The sequence below is a fragment of the Paenibacillus sp. FSL W8-1187 genome (assembly GCF_037965485.1).
Taxonomy (GTDB): Bacteria; Bacillota; Bacilli; order Paenibacillales; family Paenibacillaceae; genus Paenibacillus_O; species Paenibacillus_O pasadenensis.
Map to the genome: position 1 here is coordinate 4,089,092 of NZ_CP150181.1, position 24,673 is coordinate 4,113,764.

The 24,673-nt window shown below is 62.2% G+C and carries 26 protein-coding genes and 1 pseudogene; 6 read left to right on the plus strand and 21 right to left on the minus strand.

What is annotated here, in order from left to right; translation table 11 throughout:
* Positions 1-8: 8 nt before the first annotated feature.
* The 8 genes from NYE40_RS17650 to NYE40_RS17685 all read right to left on the minus strand — a co-directional run bounded on the left by NYE40_RS17650 (position 9) and on the right by NYE40_RS17685 (position 4,609).
* Entirely contained in the window at positions 9-137 is a 129-nt protein-coding gene (locus NYE40_RS17650) for a hypothetical protein (protein WP_255309683.1), read from the minus strand.
* 53 nt (positions 138-190) lie between these two features.
* Entirely contained in the window at positions 191-613 is a 423-nt protein-coding gene (locus NYE40_RS17655; protein ID WP_339278747.1) for a phage portal protein, read from the minus strand.
* A gap of 137 nt (positions 614-750) precedes the next feature.
* A complete protein-coding gene (locus NYE40_RS17660) occupies positions 751-1,218 on the minus strand; it encodes a phage tail tube protein (protein WP_101807993.1) in 468 nt (155 codons plus the stop codon).
* Positions 1,219-2,532: a phage tail sheath family protein gene (locus NYE40_RS17665; protein WP_339278748.1), complete on the minus strand. Its 1,314-nt coding sequence runs from the start codon at positions 2,530-2,532 to the stop codon at positions 1,219-1,221.
* Positions 2,533-2,766 (minus strand): hypothetical protein, encoded by a 234-nt coding sequence (locus tag NYE40_RS17670; RefSeq protein WP_339278749.1) that lies wholly within the window; start codon positions 2,764-2,766, stop codon positions 2,533-2,535.
* The gene (locus NYE40_RS17675) at positions 2,756-3,169 is read right to left on the minus strand and encodes a hypothetical protein (protein ID WP_101807996.1); all 414 of its coding nucleotides are present in this window, start codon (positions 3,167-3,169) and stop codon (positions 2,756-2,758) included. The genes NYE40_RS17670 and NYE40_RS17675 overlap by 11 nt, the downstream gene beginning before the upstream one ends.
* Positions 3,166-3,564, minus strand: a complete 399-nt coding sequence (locus NYE40_RS17680) for an HK97 gp10 family phage protein (protein WP_101807997.1) — start codon at positions 3,562-3,564, stop codon at positions 3,166-3,168. The genes NYE40_RS17675 and NYE40_RS17680 overlap by 4 nt, the downstream gene beginning before the upstream one ends.
* A 340-nt stretch (positions 3,565-3,904) precedes the next feature.
* Positions 3,905-4,609, minus strand: coding sequence for an RNA polymerase subunit sigma-24 (locus NYE40_RS17685; RefSeq protein ID WP_146000460.1), 705 nt, complete (start codon positions 4,607-4,609; stop codon positions 3,905-3,907).
* 210 nt (positions 4,610-4,819) lie between these two features.
* Here NYE40_RS17685 and NYE40_RS17690 point away from each other — a divergent pair, with 210 nt between their 5' ends.
* The 3 genes from NYE40_RS17690 to NYE40_RS17700 all read left to right on the plus strand — a co-directional run bounded on the left by NYE40_RS17690 (position 4,820) and on the right by NYE40_RS17700 (position 6,308).
* A complete protein-coding gene (locus NYE40_RS17690; protein WP_084137343.1) occupies positions 4,820-5,173 on the plus strand; it encodes a helix-turn-helix transcriptional regulator in 354 nt (117 codons plus the stop codon).
* 34 nt (positions 5,174-5,207) lie between these two features.
* Entirely contained in the window at positions 5,208-5,681 is a 474-nt protein-coding gene (locus tag NYE40_RS17695; protein WP_101807998.1) for an ImmA/IrrE family metallo-endopeptidase, read from the plus strand.
* 417 nt (positions 5,682-6,098) lie between these two features.
* Positions 6,099-6,308 carry a hypothetical protein gene (locus NYE40_RS17700; RefSeq protein WP_339278750.1) on the plus strand — a complete coding sequence of 70 codons (210 nt, stop codon included), beginning with the start codon at positions 6,099-6,101 and terminating at the stop codon, positions 6,306-6,308.
* A 129-nt stretch (positions 6,309-6,437) separates the two neighbouring features.
* Here NYE40_RS17700 and NYE40_RS17705 read toward each other — a convergent pair whose 3' ends face one another.
* The 8 genes and pseudogenes from NYE40_RS17705 to NYE40_RS17740 all read right to left on the minus strand — a co-directional run bounded on the left by NYE40_RS17705 (position 6,438) and on the right by NYE40_RS17740 (position 14,292).
* Positions 6,438-6,725, minus strand: coding sequence for a hypothetical protein (locus tag NYE40_RS17705; RefSeq protein WP_339278751.1), 288 nt, complete (start codon positions 6,723-6,725; stop codon positions 6,438-6,440).
* A 389-nt stretch (positions 6,726-7,114) separates the two neighbouring features.
* Positions 7,115-7,329: pseudogene (locus NYE40_RS17710) on the minus strand (IS3 family transposase); the annotation flags it as partial.
* 985 nt (positions 7,330-8,314) lie between these two features.
* Positions 8,315-9,712, minus strand: coding sequence for a Fe-S cluster assembly protein SufB (sufB, locus tag NYE40_RS17715; protein WP_028599157.1), 1,398 nt, complete (start codon positions 9,710-9,712; stop codon positions 8,315-8,317).
* A 39-nt stretch (positions 9,713-9,751) separates the two neighbouring features.
* Entirely contained in the window at positions 9,752-10,195 is a 444-nt protein-coding gene (gene sufU, locus NYE40_RS17720) for a Fe-S cluster assembly sulfur transfer protein SufU (protein WP_028599158.1), read from the minus strand.
* On the minus strand, positions 10,182-11,408 hold the full coding sequence (locus NYE40_RS17725) for a cysteine desulfurase (RefSeq protein WP_028599159.1): 1,227 nt from the start codon (positions 11,406-11,408) through the stop codon (positions 10,182-10,184). The genes sufU and NYE40_RS17725 overlap by 14 nt, the downstream gene beginning before the upstream one ends.
* On the minus strand, positions 11,405-12,703 hold the full coding sequence (gene sufD / locus NYE40_RS17730) for a Fe-S cluster assembly protein SufD (RefSeq protein ID WP_028599160.1): 1,299 nt from the start codon (positions 12,701-12,703) through the stop codon (positions 11,405-11,407). The genes NYE40_RS17725 and sufD overlap by 4 nt, the downstream gene beginning before the upstream one ends.
* Positions 12,704-12,723: 20 nt before the next feature.
* Entirely contained in the window at positions 12,724-13,503 is a 780-nt protein-coding gene (sufC, locus tag NYE40_RS17735; protein ID WP_028599161.1) for a Fe-S cluster assembly ATPase SufC, read from the minus strand.
* Positions 13,504-13,659: 156 nt separating this feature from the next.
* The gene (locus NYE40_RS17740; RefSeq protein WP_228551637.1) at positions 13,660-14,292 is read right to left on the minus strand and encodes a DUF1802 family protein; all 633 of its coding nucleotides are present in this window, start codon (positions 14,290-14,292) and stop codon (positions 13,660-13,662) included.
* 129 nt (positions 14,293-14,421) lie between these two features.
* Here NYE40_RS17740 and mtnK point away from each other — a divergent pair, with 129 nt between their 5' ends.
* Positions 14,422-15,633, plus strand: coding sequence for an S-methyl-5-thioribose kinase (gene mtnK / locus NYE40_RS17745; RefSeq protein ID WP_339278752.1), 1,212 nt, complete (start codon positions 14,422-14,424; stop codon positions 15,631-15,633).
* Positions 15,634-15,693: 60 nt separating this feature from the next.
* On the plus strand, positions 15,694-16,785 hold the full coding sequence (gene mtnA, locus NYE40_RS17750; RefSeq protein ID WP_339278753.1) for an S-methyl-5-thioribose-1-phosphate isomerase: 1,092 nt from the start codon (positions 15,694-15,696) through the stop codon (positions 16,783-16,785).
* A 65-nt stretch (positions 16,786-16,850) separates the two neighbouring features.
* Here the strand turns inward: mtnA and NYE40_RS17755 are convergent, their stop codons facing one another.
* The 4 genes from NYE40_RS17755 to NYE40_RS17770 form a co-directional block, all read right to left on the minus strand.
* A complete protein-coding gene (locus tag NYE40_RS17755) occupies positions 16,851-17,168 on the minus strand; it encodes a DUF1805 domain-containing protein (RefSeq protein WP_028599165.1) in 318 nt (105 codons plus the stop codon).
* Between the two features lie 68 nt (positions 17,169-17,236).
* The gene (locus NYE40_RS17760) at positions 17,237-18,409 is read right to left on the minus strand and encodes a glycoside hydrolase family 88 protein (RefSeq protein ID WP_052333307.1); all 1,173 of its coding nucleotides are present in this window, start codon (positions 18,407-18,409) and stop codon (positions 17,237-17,239) included.
* A 1-nt stretch (position 18,410) separates the two neighbouring features.
* Positions 18,411-19,961: an extracellular solute-binding protein gene (locus NYE40_RS17765; protein ID WP_028599166.1), complete on the minus strand. Its 1,551-nt coding sequence runs from the start codon at positions 19,959-19,961 to the stop codon at positions 18,411-18,413.
* A gap of 31 nt (positions 19,962-19,992) precedes the next feature.
* A complete protein-coding gene (locus NYE40_RS17770; protein ID WP_240479031.1) occupies positions 19,993-20,850 on the minus strand; it encodes an ABC transporter permease subunit in 858 nt (285 codons plus the stop codon).
* A 399-nt stretch (positions 20,851-21,249) separates the two neighbouring features.
* On the opposite strand from NYE40_RS17770, the gene NYE40_RS17775 reads away from it, so the two are divergent.
* Positions 21,250-22,128, plus strand: coding sequence for a carbohydrate ABC transporter permease (locus NYE40_RS17775; protein WP_028599169.1), 879 nt, complete (start codon positions 21,250-21,252; stop codon positions 22,126-22,128).
* A gap of 92 nt (positions 22,129-22,220) precedes the next feature.
* Here the strand turns inward: NYE40_RS17775 and NYE40_RS17780 are convergent, their stop codons facing one another.
* Positions 22,221-24,485 carry a helix-turn-helix domain-containing protein gene (locus NYE40_RS17780; protein ID WP_043111405.1) on the minus strand — a complete coding sequence of 755 codons (2,265 nt, stop codon included), beginning with the start codon at positions 24,483-24,485 and terminating at the stop codon, positions 22,221-22,223.
* Positions 24,486-24,673 lie beyond the last annotated feature (188 nt).

A 24,673-nucleotide genomic window follows, 5' to 3' on the forward strand; every position in this document is an offset into this window, starting at 1 on the left:
CCTTTCCGTCATCGGCGCTTGCCGCTCCGCGAGGACTGGAGCCGCGCCTGCTTCTCGGCCTCCAGCCGCACGCGGATCATGCCGATCAGCGCGGCCTTGCGCCGCGTTCCCAGCTCTGCGAATTCCCATGGCAGCACCCCGTATTCATTGAGAGCGAAGTACGCATAATTCCACTCGCCTTCCCCCTCCTCTAGTCGTTTTTTACTTCTTCGGCCAGCTCGCCGACCTCGCGGTCGAAGCCGTTGATCTCCTGCACCTTGGCCGCCAGGTTGGCGAACTCGCCCGCCAGCAGCATCTTGCGCACGACGGCCGCCGCGCCGCGCACGCCGTACGACTGCTGCAGCTCGACGTCATTGAGATCCGGATGCACGACGCAAGCCGCGACCATGCGGCCGAGATAAGCGTTGTAGTCCATCTCCGGCATCGCCTGGCCGCCTTTTCCTTTCGTCCGCTTCATCGACGCGGAGCGCAGCTCCTCGTTCAGCTCCTCCGAGATGGCGCGCAGCTTCCAGGCGGCGGGCCGGCCCGACTCGTCGCGGAATCGGTCCGAGACGACGACCTCCTGCGTTTCGGCGGCGACGGCATTGTGGGCAAAAAACAGCTTCATGGACATGAACAGTTCCTCCTTGGAATGGAAAATCGAATGAAGCGGGAGCGTCCGTGACGGACGCTCCCGGCAAATGACCGCGAATGAGGCCGGCGGATCGGCGGGACGCTTGCTCTGCCTGGAGTCGGCGCCGTCGCGCCCGATCAGCCCAGTCCCTGGATGTCCTTGAACGGCTCGCCGATGTTGACGTCATGGAACGTGAACGGAATTTCCTCGTCCAGCGCATCCGACTCCGCGTCGAGCGCGGCCATGACGACCTCGTCGAGATTGACGCCGATCAGCGTGACGATCTGCTTGCCGACAGCCGAGGCCGGATCGTCGTTGGTCACCTGGATGTCGAAATAGGTGTCCACGCCGGTCTTGATGTAATCGCGCATCATCTCGCGGAAGCGGGACGTCACGTAATACAGCGTCATCGTGCCGGTGCCTTCCCAGCCGGCCGCTTTTTTCTGCACGTTGCGGCTGCCGAGCGTCTTGATGTCGGCCTTGTTCTTTTTCGCGGTTGCCCGCAGGTTCTTCACATAGAACATCTCCACCGTCTGTCCGCCAATCGTCGCATAGGCCGTCCCGGAGTGCCCGGCAATCGTGTCTCCCGCTTTCAGTACGCTCATTTAGCTCACCTGTACTTTCATGTAGATTTTTTCGATCGCATCGACCGGCTGCACGGATACGGATACGACAACCGCGTCCGCCTCCGCTCCCTGCTCCACCGTCACGTCCTTGGAGGCGTCGAAGTTCTGCAGCGCCCCCAGCTCCTGGTACTGCTCCAGCAGCTTCACGCAGTCCTTGCGGAACAGCGCGCGGCCGTTCGCATCGTTGCCGACCTTGCCGATATACAGGCTCTCGAAGGTCGCCTTGAAGTCCGTCGCGATCCCGTCGAGCACGCGCAGCGCAGAGTTTTTGGCGAAAATGCGGCCCTTCTGCGGCGTCGGGCTATGATACGAGTTGATGTCCTGCTCGACGACGACCGAGCCGGAGCGGGCCGTGAAGACGAACTCGCCGCCGAGCAGCGCCGCCGCCGTAGCCGAGTTCGTCAGGCGCGGAGAAGCGTCGCTCGCGCCCTCATAAACGGCGTAGGTCAGCGATGCGGCCGGACCGGCCGCCGCTGTCGCCGCCGCGACCCAGACCGCCGCCTGTCCTGGCGTCAGCGTCTTGCCGTCCTCCAGCGTGACGCCGTTGCGCACGCTGATGACGCCCTCATGATTGGCCGAAGCGTAGTTTTCCAGCACGACCTGGATCTTGCGTCCCTCCTCCTCGCGCAGCCGCGCGGCGAACGCCGCGAACAGGCTTTTCATCGTGACATCCGTCCCCGGATACACCGCCACATGGAAGTCCTGCAGCTCGATCGCCTGCAGGAACCCGGCATAATCCTCGTTCGTCGCCGCGCCGTCCGTACCGCCCGCAAGCGGAACGCCTGCCGTGGCTTCGAGGGCTCCCGAGCCCGTCCAGACGATCCACGTGTTCGCCTTCAGGCCTTGTGCGTTCAGCACGATCTGGCGATCGACCTCTGAGCCGCCGACAAACGTCGCGACTTCCATCTGGCCCGGCTTGTCCACGCTCGCCTCGACCGAGACTCGCAGATCATTGCCGCGCACGCCGGGATAGCGGGCTTCGGCGGTGACGCCGCCAAGCGTCGCCTTGGCCGCCGTTCCACCATTGATGCGGTAGACGAGCAGCTTGCCCGCGCGCTTCATCGCCTCGCGCACCAGCAGCAGCTCCGGCGCGCTCAGCGCGTAGCCGAGCTTCTCCAGCGGATTCTCGCCGCCCTCCAGCACCGTAATCCGCCGCGGCTCTCCCCACGACAGCGGCAGCGGCAGCGCCAGCGTGCCCCTGTCGCCCGTCGTCACCGCCGTCCCTTCCGTCGCAAAATTGATGTAGACCCCCGGACGTACCTTGTTCATTGCCGTAAACATGCCTCCAGCCATTTAGTCGGCCTCCTTTTTAATGAATGCTTGAATGCGCCGTTCGACTTCCTCATGCCCGCAGCGCTCTTCGTCGCCGACCAGCACGGAAATCAAGTCCTTGCTGGCGCCGTACCTGCGGCTCCCCAGCAGCGCCGCCTTCGTAAAGCGCGGCTCCAGGCTTGCCTGCTGCTGCTGCGGCTTGACGTCCGCACGGGACGCGTCAGTCGCTTTTTCCGCCTTTTTCCTAAATGCCATTCGACTCGACCTCCTTGCGCAAGCTCCGCATGAGCGGCGGACGATCCGTCTCATCCGCTCCGTCCAGGCGTACGCTCCAAGTAAAAACGACCTTGCCCTCGGCCAGCTCACGGCTTACGGCGGAGCCCTTGGCGAACCGCCCGTCCGCCAGCGGCACCGACGCCAGCAGCGGCAGCAGCCGCTCCGCGACAAGGTCGGCCCGCTCCGCGGACCGGCAAATCAGCGCCAGTCGACACGCCTCTCGCCAGCGGCCGCCGAGCAGCCGCTGCCGTTCGACCGCCAGCTCCACCAGCTCCAGGCTCGGCTGCGCAGGCGGGGGCTCCGACTGGCCGGCGGACACGGCGTAATCCGGGAACGCCGCTCTCAGCCGGTCCAGCAGCACGTCGATCCAGCTTTCGCTCATCGGCTTGCTCCTTTCCCGGAGAGCAGCGTCTCGAGCACGCTCTCCAGCCGCCGGGGCCAGTCCCGCTCCAGCTCCGCCAGCGCGAGCGCCAGCATGAAGCGCCCCCGCTGTCCGCCTTCGCCCTCCGTCCCGTACTCGAGACGGGCGGCTTCCGGCGCCGGGTGGCTGATCTCCACCGACAGCACCCGGCTCGCGCGCTTCACTGGTCCGACGCGCCAGCCCTTCGCCAGCTCGCCGCTTCCCGGCGGCATTCGAGCCGCTGCGGATCGAGCCGCGGCTTCCGCCTGCTCCAGCAGATGCCGCTCCAGCACGATCGGCGCCCGCTTTTCCAGCTCCCTCAGCTTGCGCAGCAGCTGGTCCGGATCGTCCAGCCTCCAAGCTGCGATTCCTCCCATGCCAGCTCCTCCTTCCTTCTCTTGCTTCCCGCCGTTTCTCGTGCAGACCGATCGTCAGCTCTCCTCGCGGCCTCTTCTCCTCCGACAGGCACAGGAACGACAAAAGCCGCCCGGTTAGGGGCGGCTCGTCTCTTGTCATCGTTCCTGATACTAGCATCTTACCACGGTCAAAACGGCCTCAGCGGCTCAACTCCGTCTCTTTCGCGTCTCCACTCCGTCTCATTGGAGTCTCACCGGGGGAGGCTGATCTTCTCGCGTCGTTTCGGCGCATGAAAAAGGACGGAGCGCTTTTTCGCTCCGTCCTTATCTCCATCCTATGCTGCCGCCGCTTGGCGGTCCTCTATCCATCCCGCTGCCATTCCAGAATCCGCAGGAACAGCCGGGCCGCCTGCGGCTTCCAGCGGAAGAACGTCGGGCGGGAGATGCAAAGCGCCATCGCGCAAGCCTCGGCTGTCCGCTTCTCGACGTAGTAAAGCCGGATGAGGCTGCCGTACCCTTCCTGCTGCTCCTCCGCGAGCCGCATCGTTTCTTCCAGCTGCTCCAGCTCGGCCTGCAGCCGCTGCAGCTTCGCCATCCGCTCCAGCACGGCATCATAATCGCCGATCCGCCCCGCGCGAGCCTCGATCACCTTCTCCAGCTTGCCTCTGAGCTCCCGCAGCAGCCGGTCGTCCTCGAGATCATTCCCTCTCGTCGGGATCGCCGCCAGCTGCGCTTTCGTGCCGACCGGATGCTTGTCCGGATCGAGGTACGCATTTGCGATCGTCTCCAGCTTCTGCTCCCGAGCGTTCAGATACATATAAGAAGGCATCCCTTTCAGACGGCGGTGAAGGTCCTGCAGCTGGTCCTCCTGATTGAGGCGGCTGACGGTCATTCCGGCTCCGATCGAATAGCTGCCGAGCACCTTCACCTGCATCTTCAGCTCTCGCCAGCGGCGGCATTCGTCGCGGACGAGGCTTTCCAGCTGCCGATTGTCCAGCTCGTCCAGCAGCTCATCGAGCGGTCTCCGTCCCCGTTCCGCTTCAGCGCGATTTTCGAGTCGTTCCATTCTTTCCAAGCCCCTTTTCGTTGACTCAAATTTAATTTGAGTTCAAGCCATTGAAATTCCTTTTTTCAACCCCTTGTTGTCTATCAGCCTATTTCAAGGTATAATGCATCCATAAAGACGAATTTCCTTTGAGCATCCTTGCGGAATACTAGCATAACACCCAAATTATATTTGAGCAAGAGGGAAATGGAAAAGGGAGGAAGGACCGCCATGTCGCTCGGCAAACGAATTCGGGAATACCGGGTCAAACGAGGCTTGACCCAGATGCAGCTCGCGACGAAGCTCCAAATGTCGGAAGCGAACATATCCAGCTACGAACGGGACAAAAGCGCCCCGCCGAGCGACAAGCTCAGCCAGCTGGCGGAGCTGCTCGGCGTCTCCTCGGATTATTTGCTCGCCGGCTCCGTTGCCGCCTCCCCGAGCCTTCAGGAACTGGAGCTGGAGCTGTCGGAAGAGCAGATCCTGACGCTGGCCGCGCATCGGATCGGCCATGAAGGGCCGCTGACCGGCCAGGAGCTGGAGCAGATCAAGCTTGCGCTGCGCATCGCCCTGGCCAAGCCGTAACGAACGACACGAGGACCCGTTTAGGAGAGAGGTTATGTCCAAATATGAACGCCTGCTGAAGCAGACGCCCATCCTTCTTCGCGAGGACGCCGACTTGCCCGAAGCGGTCAAGGGACTGTATATGGAAACGCGCGCCGTCCAGGCGATCCTGCTCAGCCGCAGCCTGCGCACATCGGCCGACAAGGCTTGCATTCTCGCCGAGGAGCTCGGGCACTACCATACGACTGCGGGCGACATCACCGACCAGTCCGTCATCGCCAACCGCAAGCAGGAGAAGCTCGCGCGCAACTGGGGCTATGAGAAGCTCGTCCCGCTGTCGGAGCTGATCGGCGCTTATCTCGCCGGCTGCCGCAACGCGTTTGAGATCGCCGACTACCTGGAGGTGACCGAGGCGTTCCTGCAGGAGTCGATCGTCCACTACCAGGAGAAGTACGGCCAGTTGGTCGTGCTCGACCGGTTCACGCTTTATTTCGATCCGCTCGGCGTCGTCGAGATGTTCGAGCGCTGATGGGTGCTATAGTAAAAAACCACGCGAACCGTCAGGGCGGCCTCGCGTGGTTTTTTGCCTGTATCTGCTATCGCTTACCCATTCGAACCTTCCATCTCAAATTTGATAAACACCTGTTTTCAGGCCCGCTCATTTCCTACTGGATTCGGCGTCGATCCTATCTAAATCACTTTTCAAAATATAATAATGCATATCGGGTTCCATCGGCATGATAACTCGGTCATGCGAGATCTGCTGGATATGGAAAAAGTAGTTGGCGCTGTGATATTCAGCGCGAACCACGCTATTTGGCACGGTGCAGCACTTCGAGCAGCCGGTTTCCTGCGATCTCGCCGCAAACTTCGATGCGCTTGATTTTAGATAAAATTGGATCCACTGACGTCGTCATCCGCACGCACGAGTCGGACAAGTCCTTTCATGCTGAACGGCGAGATTTACTGGGAGCACGGGAAGGAGGGTGTGGAGACGATTCCGCTGCCGCTCGGCCTCGCTCCAGGCCGCATTAACGACCTGGTCAACGCAGCCTATGCCAACACCATAGCCCAAGGACTGGTGGGACGAGCCGCGCAGTTCGGCGAGACCGTCGTGCTGATTCGCTCGGAAGCGTTGGAGGACTCCGCTCGGTAAGCAGCCGGAAGAGGCCTGAAATGAATGGCGAAGTGAGACGTTTCTAGCCCAACACTCCCGAGTATAAACCTAGCGATCACTGGAGCTAACAGGTGAAGAGGAGAATTGAATACGAGACGCTCCTTTTCATTAATCCTTTTTTTCCCTCAGCTCAATATCAACTTTCTGTTTGCAGTAGTGGCAAACAGAAGTAGAAACGTACACCTTCTTGTCTTCGTGAATCATTGAGAAAAACTGCATCCCCAATCCGGGAAGCGCCATTATAGCAAGAACAAACGCCATTTGATTAACAAATACGGAATTGTTTAAGAGATTGGGTTCTCTGAGTCCAATCAAGAGAGCCGCGAAAATAAACAAGATGAATAAAAGAACGGCAAGGGCCATTAAAGATTTGAACCATTTTGAGATTTTTTTCAAATGAAGTCCCCCTTTTATATAATTAACGGTAAAAAAGGGGTTCCAATGAAGCGCCAGATTTTTACAGTCCAACATGATGACGGATGTTGCTCCGACAACTGAAGTAATTCGTCTGATGAACCGCAAATTCAGCGGCTTCGGCCACCTACGGTGAGCCGATGCGCCTTTTCCATGACTGCGCGGATGGTCTGAAGCGGATGCTGCGCGAGGCCCTTGAGAGCGAGGTGCCAGCTGTACCTCCCGCGGCCAGAGCCAGTCGCTCGACGAGTTCCAAATTGGATTGTCAACACTAAACTGGACAAAAATTATGAGGACTGTTTTCTTACATTAACGGGGGGCTTGTACCCCAGCGTGCCATGAAGACGGTGGTGGTTGTACCAGTGAATTTAATCACGCAGTTCCAAGTCTAGCTGCTCCAGGCTCTTAAATTGCCGTTGATTGGCGAACTCGGTCTTGAAAGATCTTGAAAGTATCCTCCGCAACTGCATTGTCGTAGGGGCAGCCTTTGTTGCTAAGCGAACGCTGAATATCAAAAAGCTTCGAGCGCCTCCGATATCAAACGGTTGTCAGATTCGCTGCCACGATCGGTATGGAACATCTGGATGCGATCCAGTCCCACAGTCAGGCTCGCAACAGCCTCATAGACCAATTGTGCAATCTTCTAAAACCACGCCTTGTCCAACTTAGTGTAGCCGATCCAAATAGCGTTTCTACGCGGATCTACCTTCCCGCTTATCGGAGATTTAAATAAAAGTCCCCCTAATCAGATTAGGGGGATGTCGATTCCTTTGCTCCTGGCAAAAAGCGCTATAGCCATTAAGAGCACAGGTTGACTAATCACAAGTTCCATTGTACCTCTCTTCAATTTCATTTCCTTCTCTCCTTTTCCTATGTAACGCGAATTCAGAACAATAAGTTCTGACATAGATCAATTAATTGACCTTATGTATGTAGGGAAAAGGAGTGTTTCTATGGATATCAAACCCAGTATTATTTATTGGCAAAATAGAAATCATTATTCACTAATTTAAAGTTTTCTTCAAATTTATCCCAACAAAGGCGATGTGGCTCATTTACTAGCCGAGCTGAAGCGCGAACAGCCAGTATGTCTGCCACGCCACGGACAAGCCGTTCCTCTCGGACGACGGCGTGCTCGGACTCTATCAGGACTGGCGAAGCATCCGCCGAGTGGCAGCAGTTGCCTGGCAGCGGCAACACGCACGTCCGAATGTGCGATTACTTACAACTATCTTGATGGATACGTGACCCCTTCTACGATAAGAGAAACCATCCAAAGCAATTGCGAACAAGATGGAGTCGCATATTATGAATTTAGGCACACACGCTGTTCTTTTGCTCGGAGCGGGGGAGAGCCTCCTTCATGTATCCAAGCGAATGGGACACAAGACGATCAAAACGACCGCAGATACGTCCCTTCTCTAAAACCCGAAAATAGAAGAAGACGAACTTGGAAAGTTCGCCTCCTACACCAGAAAAAATATTTGATTCGGCACAAAATCGGCACGCCAGTCCTTTCGGCGCAGTGAGCCATGCCTCGCGAGCCTTGCTGCAACAAGGCTCGCGGGGATTTACCCGATCGAACCTTCCATCTCGAACTTGATGAGACGGTTCATCTCGACCGCGTACTCCATCGGCAGCTCCTTGGTGAATGGCTCGATGAAGCCCATGACGATCATCTGCGTCGCTTCGGCTTCGCTCAGGCCGCGGCTCATCAGGTAGAAGAGCTGGTCCTCGGATACCTTGGAGACCGTCGCCTCATGCTCAAGCGTGACGTTGTCGTTCTTGATCTCGTTGTACGGGATCGTGTCCGACGTCGACTGGTTGTCGAGGATGAGCGTGTCGCACTTGATGTTCGCCTTGGCGCCTTCGGCGTCGCGGCCGAACGAGCAGAGGCCGCGGTACGTCACTTTGCCGCCATGCTTGGAGATCGACTTGGAGACGATCGTCGACGTCGTGTCCGGCGCCAGGTGGACCATCTTCGCGCCCGCGTCCTGGTGCTGGCCCTTGCCGGCGACGGCAATGGAGAGCACCATGCCCTTGGCGCCGCGTCCGCGCAGGATGACGGCCGGGTACTTCATCGTCAGCTTGGAGCCGATGTTGCCGTCGACCCACTCCATCGTCGCGTTCTCGTCGGCGACGGCGCGCTTGGTGACGAGGTTGTAGATGTTCGGCGCCCAGTTCTGGATCGTCGTGTAGCGCACGCGCGCGTTTTTCTTGACGATGATCTCGACGACGGCGCTATGCAGCGAGTTCGTGCTGTATACCGGAGCGGTGCAGCCCTCGACGTAGTGCACGAAGCTGTCCTCGTCGGCGATGATGAGCGTGCGCTCGAACTGGCCCATGTTCTCGGAGTTGATCCGGAAGTAAGCCTGCAGCGGAATCTCGCACTTCACGCCCTTCGGCACGTAGATGAAGCTGCCGCCGGACCAGACCGCGCTGTTGAGCGCCGCGAACTTGTTGTCCGCCGGCGGGATGACCGTGCCGAAGTGCTCGCGGAAAATTTCCGGATGCTCGCGCAGCGCCGTGTCGGTGTCGGTGAAGATGACGCCTTGCTTCTCCAGGTCCTCCTGCATGCTGTGGTAGACGACCTCGGACTCGTACTGCGCCGAGACGCCGGCGAGGAACTTCTGCTCCGCCTCCGGAATGCCCAGCTTGTCGAACGTTTCCTTGATCTCCTGCGGCACTTCCTCCCACGTCTTGCCTTGCTTTTCGGAAGGCTTGACGTAGTACTGGATGTCGTCGAAGTCCAGATCGTCCAGATCGCCGCCCCATTTAGGCATCGCCATCTTGTTGAACTGGTCGAGCGACTTGAGGCGGAAGTTCAGCATCCACTCCGGCTCGCCCTTCATTTCCGAGATCGTGCGGACGATTTCCGGCGTCAGGCCTTTGCCCGACTGGAAGATCGCCTTGTGCTCGTCGCGGAAGCCATATTTATATTCTTCCATTTCCGGCATCGATTTTGCCATCTTGGTCACGCTCCTTGTGGTGGGGCTTGGATGGAAAGGTCAATGCCCTTCCGGCTTGCCTTGGCCTTGCGACTCGACGCCCTTGCGCAGCGCGTTCCAGGCGAGCGTCGCGCATTTGATGCGCGCCGGGAACTTGTTGACCCCGGACAGCGCCTCGATGTCCTCCAGCTCGTCGAACTCGACCGGCTCGCCCTTCATGAGGGCGGAGAACTTCTCCGCCATCGCGTAGGCTTCGTCCAGCGTGCGGCCTTTGACCGCCTCCGTCATCATCGAGGCCGAGCTCATGCTGATCGAGCAGCCTTCGCCCGTGAAGCGGGCGTCGGACACCTTGCCGTCCTCGACCTGCAGCTGCAGCGAGATGCGGTCGCCGCAGGTCGGATTGTTCAGGTTGACCGTCACGGATCCTTCGTCGATCGTGCCGCGGTTGCGGGGATTCTTGTAGTGATCCATGATGACCCGGCGGTACAGATCATCCAATTGCATGATCGAAGAACTCCTTTGTCCGGAGCAGCGAGGCCGCCAGCCGGTCTACGTCCTGCTCGGTATTGTACAGATAGAAGCTTGCCCGGGCGGTCGCCGTCACATCCAGCCAGCGCATGAGCGGCTGGCAGCAGTGGTGTCCGGCACGCACCGCGATGCCTTCGGAATCGAGCACCGTGGCGACGTCATGCGGATGCACGTCGTCCAGGTTGAACGTGATCAGGCCGACGCGTCCCTCGCGCGGGCCGTAGATCGTGATGCCGTCGATCTCCGACAGCTTGCTGTACGCGTAAGCGGCCAGCTCCTTTTCGTGGCGGTCGATGTTGTCCAGCCCGATCTCCTCGAGGAAGTCGATCGCCGCGGCCAGCCCGACGGCGCCGGCGATGATCGGCGTGCCGGCCTCGAAGCGCCACGGAATGTCCTTCCAGGTCGATTCGTACAGATCGACGAAGTCGATCATCTCGCCGCCGAACTCGATCGGCTCCATGTTCTCGAGCAGCGAGCGGCGGCCGTAGAGGGCGCCGATGCCGGTCGGACCGCACATCTTGTGGCCCGAGAGGGCATAGAAGTCGCAATCCAGCGCCTGCACGTCGATCCGCATATGCGGCGTGCTCTGCGCGCCGTCCACGACCATGACCGCGCCGTGGCGATGGGCGATCTCGGCGATTTCCTTGATCGGGTTGATGACGCCGAGCACGTTGGAGACGTACATGACCGAGACGATCTTAGTCCGGCCGGTAATCGCCTTCTCCACGTCCGCCAGCGCGATCGTGCCGTCCGGCTGCAGCGGGATGTACTTCAGCACCGCGCCGGAGCGCTTCGCCGCCTGCTGCCACGGAATCAGGTTGCTGTGATGCTCCATCGGCGTGATGACGATCTCGTCGCCTTCCTGGAGCACCGACGGAGCGTAGCCCGTCGCGACGAGGTTGAGCGCCGAGGTCGTGCCGCGGGTGAAGATGATCTGCTCCGCGGACGGGGCGTTCAGGAAGCGGGCGACGCGCTCGCGCGCCCCTTCGTACGCCTCGGTCGCGCGGGAGCCGAGCGTATGCACGCCGCGGTGCACGTTGGAGTTGTCGAGCTCGTAGTAGCGCTTGACCGCCTCAATGACGGAGCGCGGCTTCTGGGAAGTCGCCGCGCTGTCGAGGTAAACGAGCGGATGCCCGTTCACCTCTTGATGGAGAATCGGGAACTGCTTCCTGATTTCCTCTATGTTCATGCCTCCAGCTTCCTTTCGAGCAGCTGCTGCAGCTGCTCGCGGACGGCGTCGATCGGAACCTCCGTCACGACCGGAGCCAGGAATCCGTAGATGATCAGCCGCTCCGCCTCGGCCTTGGTCACGCCGCGGCTCATCAGGTAGTACACCTGCTCCGGGTTGACCTGGCCGACGCTCGCCGCGTGGCCTGCCGTCACGTCGTCCTCGTCGATCAGCAGGATCGGGTTGGCGTCTCCGCGGGCTTTCGGGCTGAGCATGAGCACCTTCTCGGTCTGCACGCCGTTCGCCTTGGTCGCGCCCTTCTCGATCTTGGTGATGCCGTTGATGATCGCCGTCGCCTCTTCCTTCATGACGGCGCGCGTCACCATGTTGCTGTCGGAGTTCAGGCCGAAGTGCTTGGCCTGCGTCGTCAGGCTCATGCGCTGCTTGCCGGCGCCGATGCTCACGACGGCCGCATCGGACGAGGAGCCGTTGCCCTTCAGCACCGACAGCGTGTCGGAGAGGACGTTGCCGTCGTTGAGGTCGCCGATGACCCACTGGATGCGGGCGTCGCTGCCCAGCACCGCGCGGCGGATCGTCGTGTCGATGACGTTGGCGCCGAGCTGGTGGATCGAGGCGACGTCGACTTTGGCGCCGTCGCCGGCGATGACCTCGATCATCGAGTGGTGCACGGCATCCGCGCCGCCGCCGATCGTCAGCGCGTTGTCGACGTAGGTGACGCGGCTGTGGCGCTCGGCCACGATAAGGATATGCGGCGCGAACGATACGGACGCGTCGTCATTGTAGAACAACGCCTGCAGCGGCACGTCGATCTCGACTTCCTTAGGCACGTACAGGAACACGCCTCCGTTCCAGAGGGCGGCGTGCAGCGCCGTCAGCTTGTTCTCGTCCTTGGCGATCGCCTGGAACAGATGCTTCTGCACCAGCTCCGGATGCTCGGCCGCGGCCGTCTCCAGATCGGTGAAGATGACGCCGCGAGCGCTCAGCTCCTCCGGCAGGCGCCGCAGCACCGTGCCCGAGCCGCGCTGCACGAGCAGCGCGCCGTCTCCGGAGACGAGCGATGCGGCCGCTTCCGGCAGCTCGCTCTCCGAGGACAGCGCCTGCGGCTTGGCATACTCGCCGAATGCCGTCAGGTTCCAGCGGTCGATGCGGATCTTCTCCGGCTTGGGCCATTCCAGCGACTCGGCCAGCTCGGCCGCCTCGCCGCGCAGGGAAGTGAGCCATGCCGGCTCTCCCTTGCTGCGGGACAGCGCCTCCGCGAATTCCCGTCCGACGGGATTGTCCAGTTGTGTGCTCATCCTAATCCCTCCCGTCTCTCTTAAGCCTGGCCGACGGTTTCGTCTACGATGCCGAGCTCCGCCTTGACCCAGTCATAGCCCTCCGCCTCGAGGCGCTCCGCCAGCTCCGGTCCGCCGGACTTGACGATGCGGCCTTGCATCATGACGTGCACGAAGTCAGGCTTGACGTAGTTCAGCAGGCGCTGGTAGTGGGTGATGATGAGGAACGCGCGATCATCGGCGCGCATCGCGTTGACGCCTTGGGCGACGATCTTGAGAGCGTCGATGTCGAGGCCGGAGTCGATCTCGTCGAGGATGACGACCTTCGGATCGAGCAACATCATCTGCAGGATCTCGTTGCGCTTCTTCTCGCCGCCGGAGAAGCCTTCGTTGAGGTAGCGGTGGGCGAACTCGGGGTTCATCTCCAGCTCCTTCATCTTGCTTTCCATCTGGCGGATGAACTTGATCAGGCTGATCTCGTTGCCTTCCTCGCGGCGGGCGTTGATCGCGCTGCGCAGGAAGTCGGAGTTCGTCACGCCGGTGATCTCGCTCGGATACTGCATCGCCAGGAACAGGCCGGCGCGGGCGCGCTCGTCGACGCCCATCTCCAGCAGGTCCTCGCCGTTCAGCTCGGCGGAGCCCTCCGTCACCTCATACTTCGGATGTCCCATCAGCGCGGAGGCCAGCGTGCTCTTGCCCGTGCCGTTCGGACCCATGATCGCGTGGATCTCTCCGCCCTTCATGCTCAGGCTGAGCCCCTTGAGAATTTCCTTGCCCTCGATCTCGGCCTTGAGTCCTTCAATCGTGAATTGCGTTGCCATAATGAACCTTGCTCCCTTCGACCTATGAGTACTTGCCGCCGCTGGCGGTCAAGCGGGTATTCGCATGCATCGTCCCCGCGCGGACCGGATCCGCGGCGAGGAAGGTCATTCTCATTTGATTCTCAATAATAATTTTAGTATAAAACTCGTTATAAATCAATGTTCGCCAGCTGTTCCCAACCGGCGGCGGATCTCGTCGCTGCGCCGGGCGAACTCGGCGTCGTCCAGCACCGGCACGGCGCCGTCCCCTGCCATCGGCGGCCCGGCGGCGATCCACGACTTGCAGCCGGTGAAAGCCGGCTCCATTGGCAGCCGGATCGGCTCCGCCAGCCGGTACACCCGAAGCAGCAGCACATGCAGCGGCTCGCGCTTTTTCCATTTCAGCCGCTCCTCGGCAAACGCGTCGGTCCAGATATGCAGATCGCGGATGCGCAGCAGCGCCTCCGGATCGGTCACGAGGATGTCCTCGGCCGCATGGGCGCGGCTCGAGATGGCGATCGCGCCCGCCTGCGGCCCCTCCCATTCGCCCAGCACCTCGTCCAGCAGGCTCTGCGCCTCCGGCTTGAGCAGCTCCCGGCGCTGATGCTCGTACGCGGGCATCAAATAGAAGTCCGGCGTCTCCAGCCGGAAGCGTCGCGTCTCCTCGGCGATGCCGCCCTTGCGCAGCACGACGATCTGGCGGCCCTGCTCGAGCGCCCGCACGGTGGCGGCCCACTCCTTGAGGGCGGCCGGTCCTTCCATGAGCGCAGCCTCGGCTGTCCGCGCCTCCGCTGCTTCCCCGTTCGTCACGGTCCTCACGCTCCTTATCCTTCCATGTCTCGTGCCATTATACCAAATCCCGCTATTTCAAGTCGAAAAAAGATGGGCTATAATTGGACAATCCTTATTAAATGGAGCAGGAAAGGCGGTTCAACCATCATGCCAGGTTATCATCCCTACAGCGAAGCCGAAGCGATCGAGCTGGCGCGCTCGTTCCCGGACGTATTTTCTCCCGAAGCGGAGCTGAGCTGCCGCGAGATCGGCGACGGCAACCTCAACCTCGTCTTCCACATCACCGAGCCGGCGACGGGCAAGGGCCTCATCATCAAGCAGGCCCTTCCTTATGTAAAGGTGTTCGGAGAATCATGGCCGCTGTCGATCGACCGCGCCCGCATCGAGGGCGAGGCGCTCAAGATCCAGCATGCGCTCGCGCCCGAGCTCGTGCCGCAGGTGTTCCTGACGGACCATGAGCAGGCGATCACCGTCATGGAGGACCTGAGCGACCACGTCATCCTGCGCAAGGGGCTGATGGACCGGACCGTCTACCCGCGCTTCGCGGGCGACATCTCGACGTTCCTCGCGCAGACGCTGTTCTTCACCTCCGACCTCGGCATGAGCCAGCAGGAGAAGAAGCTGCGCCAGCAGGCGTTCGTCAACGTGGAGCTGTGCCAGATCACGGAGGACCTCATCTTTGACGAGCCGTACCGCGAGCATGAGCGCAACAACTACGAGGACGCCATCGCCGACGAGGCGGCCGCCCTCCGCTCCGACGGTGCCCTGCGCACGGAGATCGCGCTGCTGCGCGAGAAGTTCCTGACGCGCGGCGAGGCGCTGCTGCACGGCGACCTGCATACGGGCAGCATCTTCGCCCTGCCGGATTCGACCAAGGTGATCGATCCGGAATTCGCCTTTTACGGCCCGATGGGCTTCGACATCGGCGCGGTCATCGCCAACCTGCTGCTGAACTACGCCGGCCAGGAGCATTGGAGCGCGGACGAGCCGTCCCGCAAGGAGTACCGCGAGTTCCTGCTCGAGACGGTGCGCGGCACGTGGACGCAGTTCAGCGCCAAGTTCCGCACGCTGTGGGACGAGCACGGCAAGGACCCGGTATTCTCCAACGCTCCGGGCTATCAGGACCTGTATATGGACCGGCTGCTTCAGGATACGATCGGCTTCGCCGGCGCCAAGATGGTGCGCCGCGTCGTCGGCTTCGCCCATGTCGCGGACCTCGACACGATTCCCGACGACGCCGTCCGCGAGCGCGCCAAGCGCCTCGCCCTCGCCATCGGCAAGGAGCTCATCCGCCAGAACCGCTCGATCCGCTCGATCGAGCAGGCGATCGACATCGCCCTCACCGCAGCCGCGCGCTGACCGGCCGCCGCCTCATGCCGGCCTGACCGCATGGCGATTTGAAATGGAGGAACATTCAACATGACTACTGCCAGCACGTATCCCGGCCTCATCTCACTGATCTGGGCCGGCAGCCAGCTGCAGCTGCTCGACCAGCGGCTGCTGCCGGAGGAGACCGTCTATCTGCCGCTGACCGACGCCGAGGGCGTCTGGGAAGCGATCCGCCACATGAAGGTGCGCGGAGCGCCCGCGATCGGCATCGCCGCCGCTTACGGAGTCGTCCTCGGCAGCGGCCTGCCCGGCCAGGAAGCGCCGGACGACAGCCTCGGCGCCTGGCTCGGACGCGTCCAGGAAACGGCCGCCTACCTGGCGACGAGCCGTCCTACGGCCGTCAACCTGTTCTGGGCGCTCAACCGGATGAAGGCCCGCGCCGCCGCCCTCGCCGAAGCGATCGTGCCGCTGGACGAGGCCAAGCAGGCGCTGCTGGACGAGGCGATCCTCATCCAGAGCGAGGACGAAGCGACGAACCGCCGCATCGGCGAGCATGCGCTCGAGCTGATGAAGGACGGCATGGGCGTGCTGACCCACTGCAACGCCGGCGGCCTCGCCACGGCCAAGTACGGCACGGCGCTCGCGCCGTTCTATCTGGCCAAGGAGCAGGGCATGAACCTGCGCGTCTTCGCCGACGAGACCCGCCCCGTGCTGCAGGGCGCGCGCCTGACGGCGTTCGAGCTGCAGCAGGCCGGCGTCGACGTGACGCTCATCTGCGACAACATGGCCGGCATGGTCATGGGCAAGGGCTGGATCGACGCCGTCATCGTCGGCACCGACCGCGTCGCGGCGAACGGCGACGTCGCCAACAAGATCGGCACTTACAGCGTGGCTGTTCTGGCCAAGGCGCACGGCATCCCGTTCTACGTCGCCTGCCCGCTGTCGACGATCGACATGGGCACGCCGACCGGCGCCGAGATCCCGATCGAGGAGCGCCACGCGGAGGAAGTGACCGAGGGCTTCGGCAAGCGCACCGCGCCGCAGGGCGTCAAGGTGTTCAATCCGGCGTTCGACGTGACGCCGGCCGAGTACGTCACGGCCATCATCACCGAGAAGGGCGTCATCCGCCCGCCGTACGGCGACAGCCTGAAAAAGCTGTTCGAAAAGCTGAAGCAAGGCTGAGCAAAAAAGGCATCGCGCTTTCCATTTCGGAAAACGCGATGCCTTTTTTCATTTCTTCGGCCCGCTTAAAGCGAAGCCAGCCTGCGCACCGCGTCGATGCCGGTCATGCCGACCGACAGGCCTGCCGCTTGCGCCGCTTCCGTGACCGACTCCAGCGGCGCGTCCAGCAGCTCCTGCAAGGTGCGCACGCCGACGGCCCGCGCGGCCAGCACGCCCCGCTCCTTGAGCTTCGGATTGCTGTCGAACAGAGCTACGTCGAGCGCACCGCACATGATGTAGCCTTTGTCCGTCGTCACGGCGAGCAGCGTCGTCTTGGGCAGCTTGACCTCGACGCCGAGCGCCGTCATTCCGTCCCCGAGCGGGATCGGAACCAGTTGCATCATCGTTCCCCTACCTCCTCCCAAGCTCGCTTCCCTATCGTATGCGAGCCAGGGGAGGGATGGTGCCGCCGTCAGGCAGGCCCGCCTGGCGTCTGGGCCGCCTGCCCCGCCTGCAACGGCGGCACTCCCTGCAGCAGCTTCCATTCATATTCCACGCAGGCCTGGAGGAACGCGCCCAAGCCTTTCTGATCATTGGCCACGATCGGCTCGCTGATGTAGTACGCGTAGGTTCCGTCCCGCTTGTCGGCGCCGCCGAGGCCAGCGACCTGGCATACCTTGTTCAGGTTGATCCAGCCCTCCTTCGTCTCGAGCACGAACTCCGCCACGATGCCGGCGAACGCTTGATGTAGCATCGGCCGCCACTCTTCCGGCAGCACGCCGAGGCGAAGTCCTTTGGCCAGCGCGAACGCGATCATCGACGAAGCCGACGCCTCCAGATAATTGCCTTTGCGGCCGGGCTGATCCGGCACCTGGAACCAGACGCCGGAGGCCGGGTCCTGGACGCGGCGCAGCGCCTGCAGCAGGTCCTTCAGGATGCGGATCAGCTCTCCGCGATCGCGGTGGGATTCCGGCAGCAGCTCCAGCACGTCCGCGAGCGCCATCGCATACCAGCCCATCGAGCGCGACCAGAAGCTCGGCGACTGCCCGGTGACGGGATCCGCCCACGGCTGCTCGCGCTTTTCGTCCCAGGCATGATAGAGCAGGCCGCTCTTCTCGTCCCGGGTGCGGCGCTCGCTGAGGAGGAACTGGCGGGTCACGTCGTCCAGCCCTTCCCCGCCCTCGTATTCGAGCAGGTATCGCAGGTAAAAGGGCGCTCCCATGTACAGGCCGTCCAGCCAGATCTGATAAGGATAGATCTGCTTGTGCCAGAACGCGCCTTCCGCCGTGCGGGGGTGGCGGCGCAGCTGCTCGCGCAGCCTGCCGGCGGCGAGCCGGTATTTCTCCTCCCCGGTCTCGCGATGCAGGTCGAACAGCAGCTTGCCGTTGTTGATATGGTCGATGTTGAACTCGTCCAGACGGTAGCTGCGGATGCTGCCGTCCTCCGCGACGAACTCGTCGAGGTTCGTGCGGATGAAGTCGAGCCAGCGGCTCTCCCCCGTCGTCTTCCAGAGCTGCAGGAAGCCCTGCAGCACGACGCCGTAATCGTACGACCACTTGCCTCCATAACCCTTGTCGCGGCTCAGCAGCGGCGTCCGCTGCAGGATCGTCTCGGCCGTCCGGACCGCCCAGGTCGTCTCCCTCATGTCAATGCCCCGCCTGCTTGTAGGCCGCTTCGTATTCCTCGATGATCGACTGGCCGCCGGACTTCCTCCACTTCTCGACCTCCGCCTTGAACTGCGCCTCGTCGATCTTGCCGAGGATGAACTTGTACGTCGCGTCCGTGATGATCTTCTGCAGCTCGGAGCCCTGCGTCGACCAGGTCTGGGATTCCAGCGAATAGAACGGGTTCAGCACGGCGTAATCCGCGTTCTCGGCGATCAGCCGGTCGGCCTCCTGCTTGAGCTTGTCGGCGTCATGGATGGCGTAATCGTAGTCCTTCGGCCGAGAGCCGGCGAGCGGCTGCACCTCCTGCTGCCACAGATCCTGGTTCGTGATCGTCGCCGCCTTGTCGGCATCGACCGAATAGTGGACGCCCTCGATGCCGTAGGTCGTGAGCGCGTAGATGTCCTCGCTCATCAGATCGTCGACGAACTTCAGCACCCGCTTCAGCTCCGCCTCGTCCTTCACTTCCGATCGAGGGAAGGCCAGCAGTCCGCCGATGCCGTTGTTCGCGCTCCACAGCGCGCGGGGCTGGCCTGGCGCCGTAATGTCGTTCACCATCGCGAGCTCCATGCCGTCCTGCACGCCCTTGGCCATGTTCAGCAGGTTCTTGCTGTCGAACAGCGCTCCGACGTAGATGCCGGCCTTGCCCTGCGCCAGCTTCTGCTGCTGGTCCGTCTTGGCTGTCACGGCGAAGTCCTGATTGATGTAGCCGCCGTCATAGAGCTGCTTCATGTAGTTCATCGTGTTCAGGTAGCCTTCCGTCTCGAATTCCGGGGTCGCCTTGCCGTTCTCCACTTTCCATACGTTCGGCGTGCCGAAATAGGAGCCGAGCGTCTTGAACGCGCCGTAAACGAGATCGCTGCGGTCCGTAAATCCGGTCGTGTCGTCCATGCCGTTGCCGTCGGGATCCTGCTCGGTGAATGCCTTGGCGGCCTGCAGCAGCTCGTCGGTCGTCTTCGGCAGCGGCAGGCCGAGCTTGTCGAGCCAGTCCTTGCGGATGATGACGCCGTTGCGGGCGAGCGCCTTCTGCAGCGGCACGCCATACAGCTTGCCCTCGATCGAGGCGGACTTTCGGGTATCGGCGGAGATGCCTTTCAAATTCGGGAACTCGTCCAGATAAGGCCCGACCTCCCAGAACATGCCGGACTTGAGCGCGCTGCGCACCGAGGAATTGTCCAGAATCGTCAGCGTCACGATATCGGCCAGCGAGCCCGACGCGAGCGACGTATTGATCCGCTCTTCCTTGGAAGCGTCCGGGATCCAGGAGAAGCTGAGCTTCGTATTCGTCGCTTCCTCGATCTTCTTCACGACCGTGCCGGTCGGAGGCGAGGCGGTATGCAGCACGTTCAGCCAGGTGATCGACACCGGCTCGGCCGGCTCGGCCGCGCCGCCCGTCCCTGCCGCTCCGGCATTCGCTCCTGCGCTGCCCTTGCCTTCCGCTTGTCCTCCCGCCCCATTGCCGCTGCATGCCGACAGCAGCAGCGCGCATCCGAGCAGCGTCAGCCCAGCCTGCTTCATTCGTTTGGTTTCCATGTCGCTCGCCCCTTTTCTTCATGTGGTTGATTCAATAGACTCCGTCCTCGCCCATCTTCTTCGCCAGCCGGTTGGCCAGCATGACGAGCGCCAGGCCGACCAGCCCCTTGAACAGGCCGATCGTCGTGCTGTAGCTGAGCTGTCCGTTCTTCAGCCCCGCCGTATAGATGTAAGTATCGAAGATCTCCGCCACCTCGCGGTTGATGGAGTTGAGCAGCAGATACATATGCTCGAACCCGAGGTCGAGCGTATGGCCGATCTTGAGGATCAGCAGCGTGATGATGACCGGACGGATGGCCGGCAGCGTCACATGCCACATCTTGCGCAGCCGGCTCGCGCCGTCCATGTCCGCCGCCTCGTACAGCTGCGGATCGACGGCGGAGATCGCCGCGATGAAAATGATCGTCGACCAGCCGAGCTCCTTCCAGATGATCTGGCCGATGTACATGAAGCGGAGCCATTCCGGCGAGGTGAGGAAGTCGATCCGGGGCAGCCCGACGCTGGCGAGCGCCTCGTTGACGACGCCTCCGTCGACCGACAGGAACACGTAGCAGATGGAGACGATGATGACCCAGGACATGAAGTGGGGCAAATAGAGCAGCGTCTGGACGGCGTTCCGGAACCGCCTCGCCCGCGCCTCGTTCAGCAGCAGCGCGAACAGGATCGGCAGCGGAAACACGAGCAGCACGTCCATCAGGAACAGCACGATCGTGTTGCGCAGCAGCATCAGGAACGTCGGCTCGGCGAACAACCGCTCGAAATGCTTCAGTCCGACCCACGGGCTGCCGCCGAGGCCGAGGAAGGGCTGATAGTCCTTGAAGGCGATGATCAGCCCCCCCATGGGCAAATACTTGAATGCGACGAAATAAAGGAAGCCGGGGAGAATCATCAGATAGAGGAGCTTGTCTCGCCGCCATCCCTTCCATCGATGCGCGGCCCTGCTTTTCAGAGCGGCTCCGGGCGAGCGGCTCGCCGGTGCCGCCAAGGAATCCTTCATGAATCATTGCCCCCTCGCAAGCGCTGTCAAATCTGTTTCCAGCATAGCCCGCGCCCGCCATTCCGCCTATAATCATTTGCTGATCATCGTGGCCTTTTCCTTGCCGCTGCGGGCTTTTCCGGTCATGGAGCTGAGACGGAGCGCATGGAATCAGCTGAGGATCATCGCAGCGGCGGCCGCCGCGCGGCGGCGCTTCCGGACGGCATCGCAGATCCGCGCCTGGTGATTATAGGCGGAACTCCGTTCCCTTGATACAGTCGGAGCATGGACCATCTCCAAGGAGGAATTCGCATGAACCGATCCCACCGTCCCGCTCCCGGAAGCCGGCTGTTCGATGTGTTCAACTACAGCTTTCTGGGTGCGGCCGCGCTCGTCTGCGTGCTGCCGTTCATCCATGTCATCGCCAGCTCGTTCGCCTCGACATCCGAGGTCGTCTCGAGGCGCTTCATCCTGTTCCCGACGACGTTCTCGCTCGACGCCTACCGCTACATCCTCTCCACGCCGACGCTGTTCAAAGGACTCGGCGTCTCGCTCGGCGTGACGGCGGCCGGCACGATCGTCAGCATGGCGCTGACGGCGCTCATGGCGTACGGCCTGTCGCGCCGCTATCTCGGCGGCCGCGGAGCGATCAACTTCATCGTCGTCTTCTCGATGCTGTTCAGCGGAGGCATGATCCCGACGTTCCTCGTCGTCAAGGAATTCGGCCTGATCAACTCCTATGCCTCGATGATCGTGCCGGTCGCGGTCAACGCGTTCAACCTCATCATCATGCGGAACTTCTTCCAGGCGATCCCGGACAGCCTGGAGGAATCGGCCAAGATCGACGGCTCCAACGACCTCGGCATCTTCTTCAAGATCATGCTGCCGCTGGCGCTGCCCTCGGTGGCGACGATCTCGCTTTTTTATGCCGTCGCCTACTGGAACACCTACATGACCGCGATCCTCTACATCACCGACTCCGTCCGCTGGCCGATCCAGGTGCTGCTGCGGCAGATCGTCATCGTCTCGAGCGGCATGCAGGCCGAAAGCGGCTCCGTCGACGTCGTCCCTCCCGCCCAGACGATCAAGATGGCCGTCATCGTCGTCGCCACGCTGCCGATGCTGCTCGCCTATCCATTCGTGCAGCGGCATTTCGTGAAGGGAGCGCTGCTCGGGGCGGTCAAGGGATGAGAAAAGCGAGGAGAGAGCCTGCCTGGGCGGGCTCCCTCCTCGCTTTTTTTGCGGGCGCGGCCGGCGGCCCGCAGGGCGGCGCCGCTTGAGGCTCACGCTCCGCGGCGCTCCTTGCGGTAGGCGCCCGGGGTCATGTTCTCCTTCTTGCGGAAGGAGCGGATGAAGTTCTGCGGATTCTGGTACTGCAGCCGCTCCGCGATCTCCTTGACGGGCAGCTCCGTTTCGGCCAGCCATTTTTTCGCCGTCTCGAGCCGGTAGTTCATGAGGAACTCGCTGAACGTGATGCCGTATTCCTTGCGGAAAATGCTGCTCAAGTAGTTCGGATTGTAGTGCAGCCGGTCCGCGATCGACTCCAGCGACAGCTCCCGGTCGTACTCGCTGCGCACGATCGCGGCGATCCGGTCCGACAGCGAGCGGAACTGCTCGTTCGTCTTCTGCTTCATCGAGCGGGCCATCGGCAGCACCGCGCCCTCCATCAGGATCCGCTCGATCTCCTCCGGATTGCGGATCTGCAGCACGCGCTGGTAGAGCGACTCGTTGTCCGGCGCCAGCAGCACCTGGATGCCGAGCAGCTGCTCCAGCTGGATCAGGTCGTGCACGAACCGGACGAGCATCACCTCGAAGTCGGTCGAGTTCTTGCTCGTCTTCATCCACTCGGCGAGGAACGGATACAGCGCGGCCGCGGCCGCCTGCTCGTCGCCGAGGCGGATCGCGTCGAACAGGATGTTTTCCAGCTGCGCCGGATAGCGGAGCAGCACCGGACCGGAGACGACCTCCGCCACATCCTCGTAAAAGATGATCGATTCCTTGCCGAGATGCAGCCGCTGATGGAGCGCCTGCTTGCCCATCTCGACGGCTTCCCTGCTGCCGCCGGCAAGATCCCGGTAGATCCGGCTGAAGCCGACGCTGATCGAGACGCCGAGACGCTCGCGCGCGCCGACGATCGCCTGCTTGGCCGCCTGCTGCAGGCAGCGCTGGATCTCCTCGTCGGTCCAGCCGTCGAACGTGAACACCGTCGCCTGCGTGCCTTCATTGAGCACGATCGGCAGCAGCCTTCGCTCGCGCGGCACGAGCTCCTCCACGAGATGGCTGGCCGCAAGCAGCAGCATGTCCTTGTCAGCCGCGCCTCGCGAGCCGTAGCTGTCAAGCTGGATCAGCATGACCGCATAGCGGCATTCGGGCGACAGGCGGTAGCCGAACCGGCGGAGCTGGTGAGCGAGCTCGTCCGCCTCCATGCGGCCGCGGAACAGGTTCAGCAGCAGCTGCGTCTCCAGCTTGGGCAGCTCCGTCTCGAGCAGGCTCTCCAGGCTCTGCTTCTCGACGAGCAGATGGTCGATCGAGCGGACGATCCAGTCGATCTCGTCCTTGGCCGGCGCGTCGGCGGCCTGCGCTCCGGCGGATCTCGGCAGGCGGACCTGGATGCGGCGGATCGAGTTGGCGAAGTAGTAGGCGATGAAATAAGCGACGACGACGATCAGGCCGGCGATGAGCGCTCCCATCAGGATGAGGCCGTACAAAGCGGGGCGAAGCGCCTGGGCCGTCTCCTGCGGACGCAGCGGCGTCGCGTATACCCAGCTGTTGTAGTCCGAGCGGACGTAAGCCGCCTGGGTCCTTCGCCCGGAGCTGTCCGTCAGCGTCACGACGCCGGATGTCCCCTTGGCGGCTTCCCCGGCCAGCAGGCGGACCGCGGCGGCGTCCAGTCCGAGCGGACGCGGCTCGTACAGCGGCGTCCCCTCGCTGTTGAGGATGAGCAGCGGCGAGTCCTCGCGCGTCGCCAGCATCCGGTCGAGGCTCGCCTTCGGCAGGTCCGACAGCGCGACGGCGGTCTTGGCGATCGAGAAGGCCGGAAGCGTATGGACCAGCCGCAGGCCGTCCTGCGTCGGCATCCAGAACAAGCCCGTCCTGCGGCCGCCGATGTAGTCGTCCTGCAGCCGCCGGAGCTCCTCGTCCGAGAGCTGGGTCAGCTTGCCGCTGGCGATCTGCCAGCGCTGCTGGAGGCTGATGAGCGTATACTCGGCGCCGTCCATCCCCATCGTGGCGATGTAGTTCAGCTGCGAGTTGACGCTCCGGAACTCCTGGAACGACTGCTCGCTGATCGGCTGCGAGACGGCCTCCCGGAAGGAGCTCGTCGTGCTGTAGGTTGTGAAAGCGTATTCAATCGTGCGTATGCTTTGCTCGAGCGTATTTTTGGATTGGGAGACGAAGCTCAGCTTGCCCGCGGCCAGCCGGTCGATGACCGAATGGGTCGTCGTCATGTAAATATAGCTGCCGAGCCCGGAAGCAAGCGCGACACCCAGCACGAGGATCGGCAGGAAGATGCGGTAGAAGGTCTTGCCTTGGCGGAACCGGATGGTCATGGCGATATGAGCCCCTCTTCAGCGTTCTTGCCCTATTATAATTCGCATTCCATGATCTGCCAATATTTTTAAAACGTGTGCGGAAAACGCTTTCCGGTCCTTGACGGGCTCGCGGGCCGGGCCTACAATGAAGGCGTCGCCAAATGCACGAAGGACGGAATCGAGCCGGCGGCGGGAAAGGAAGGACG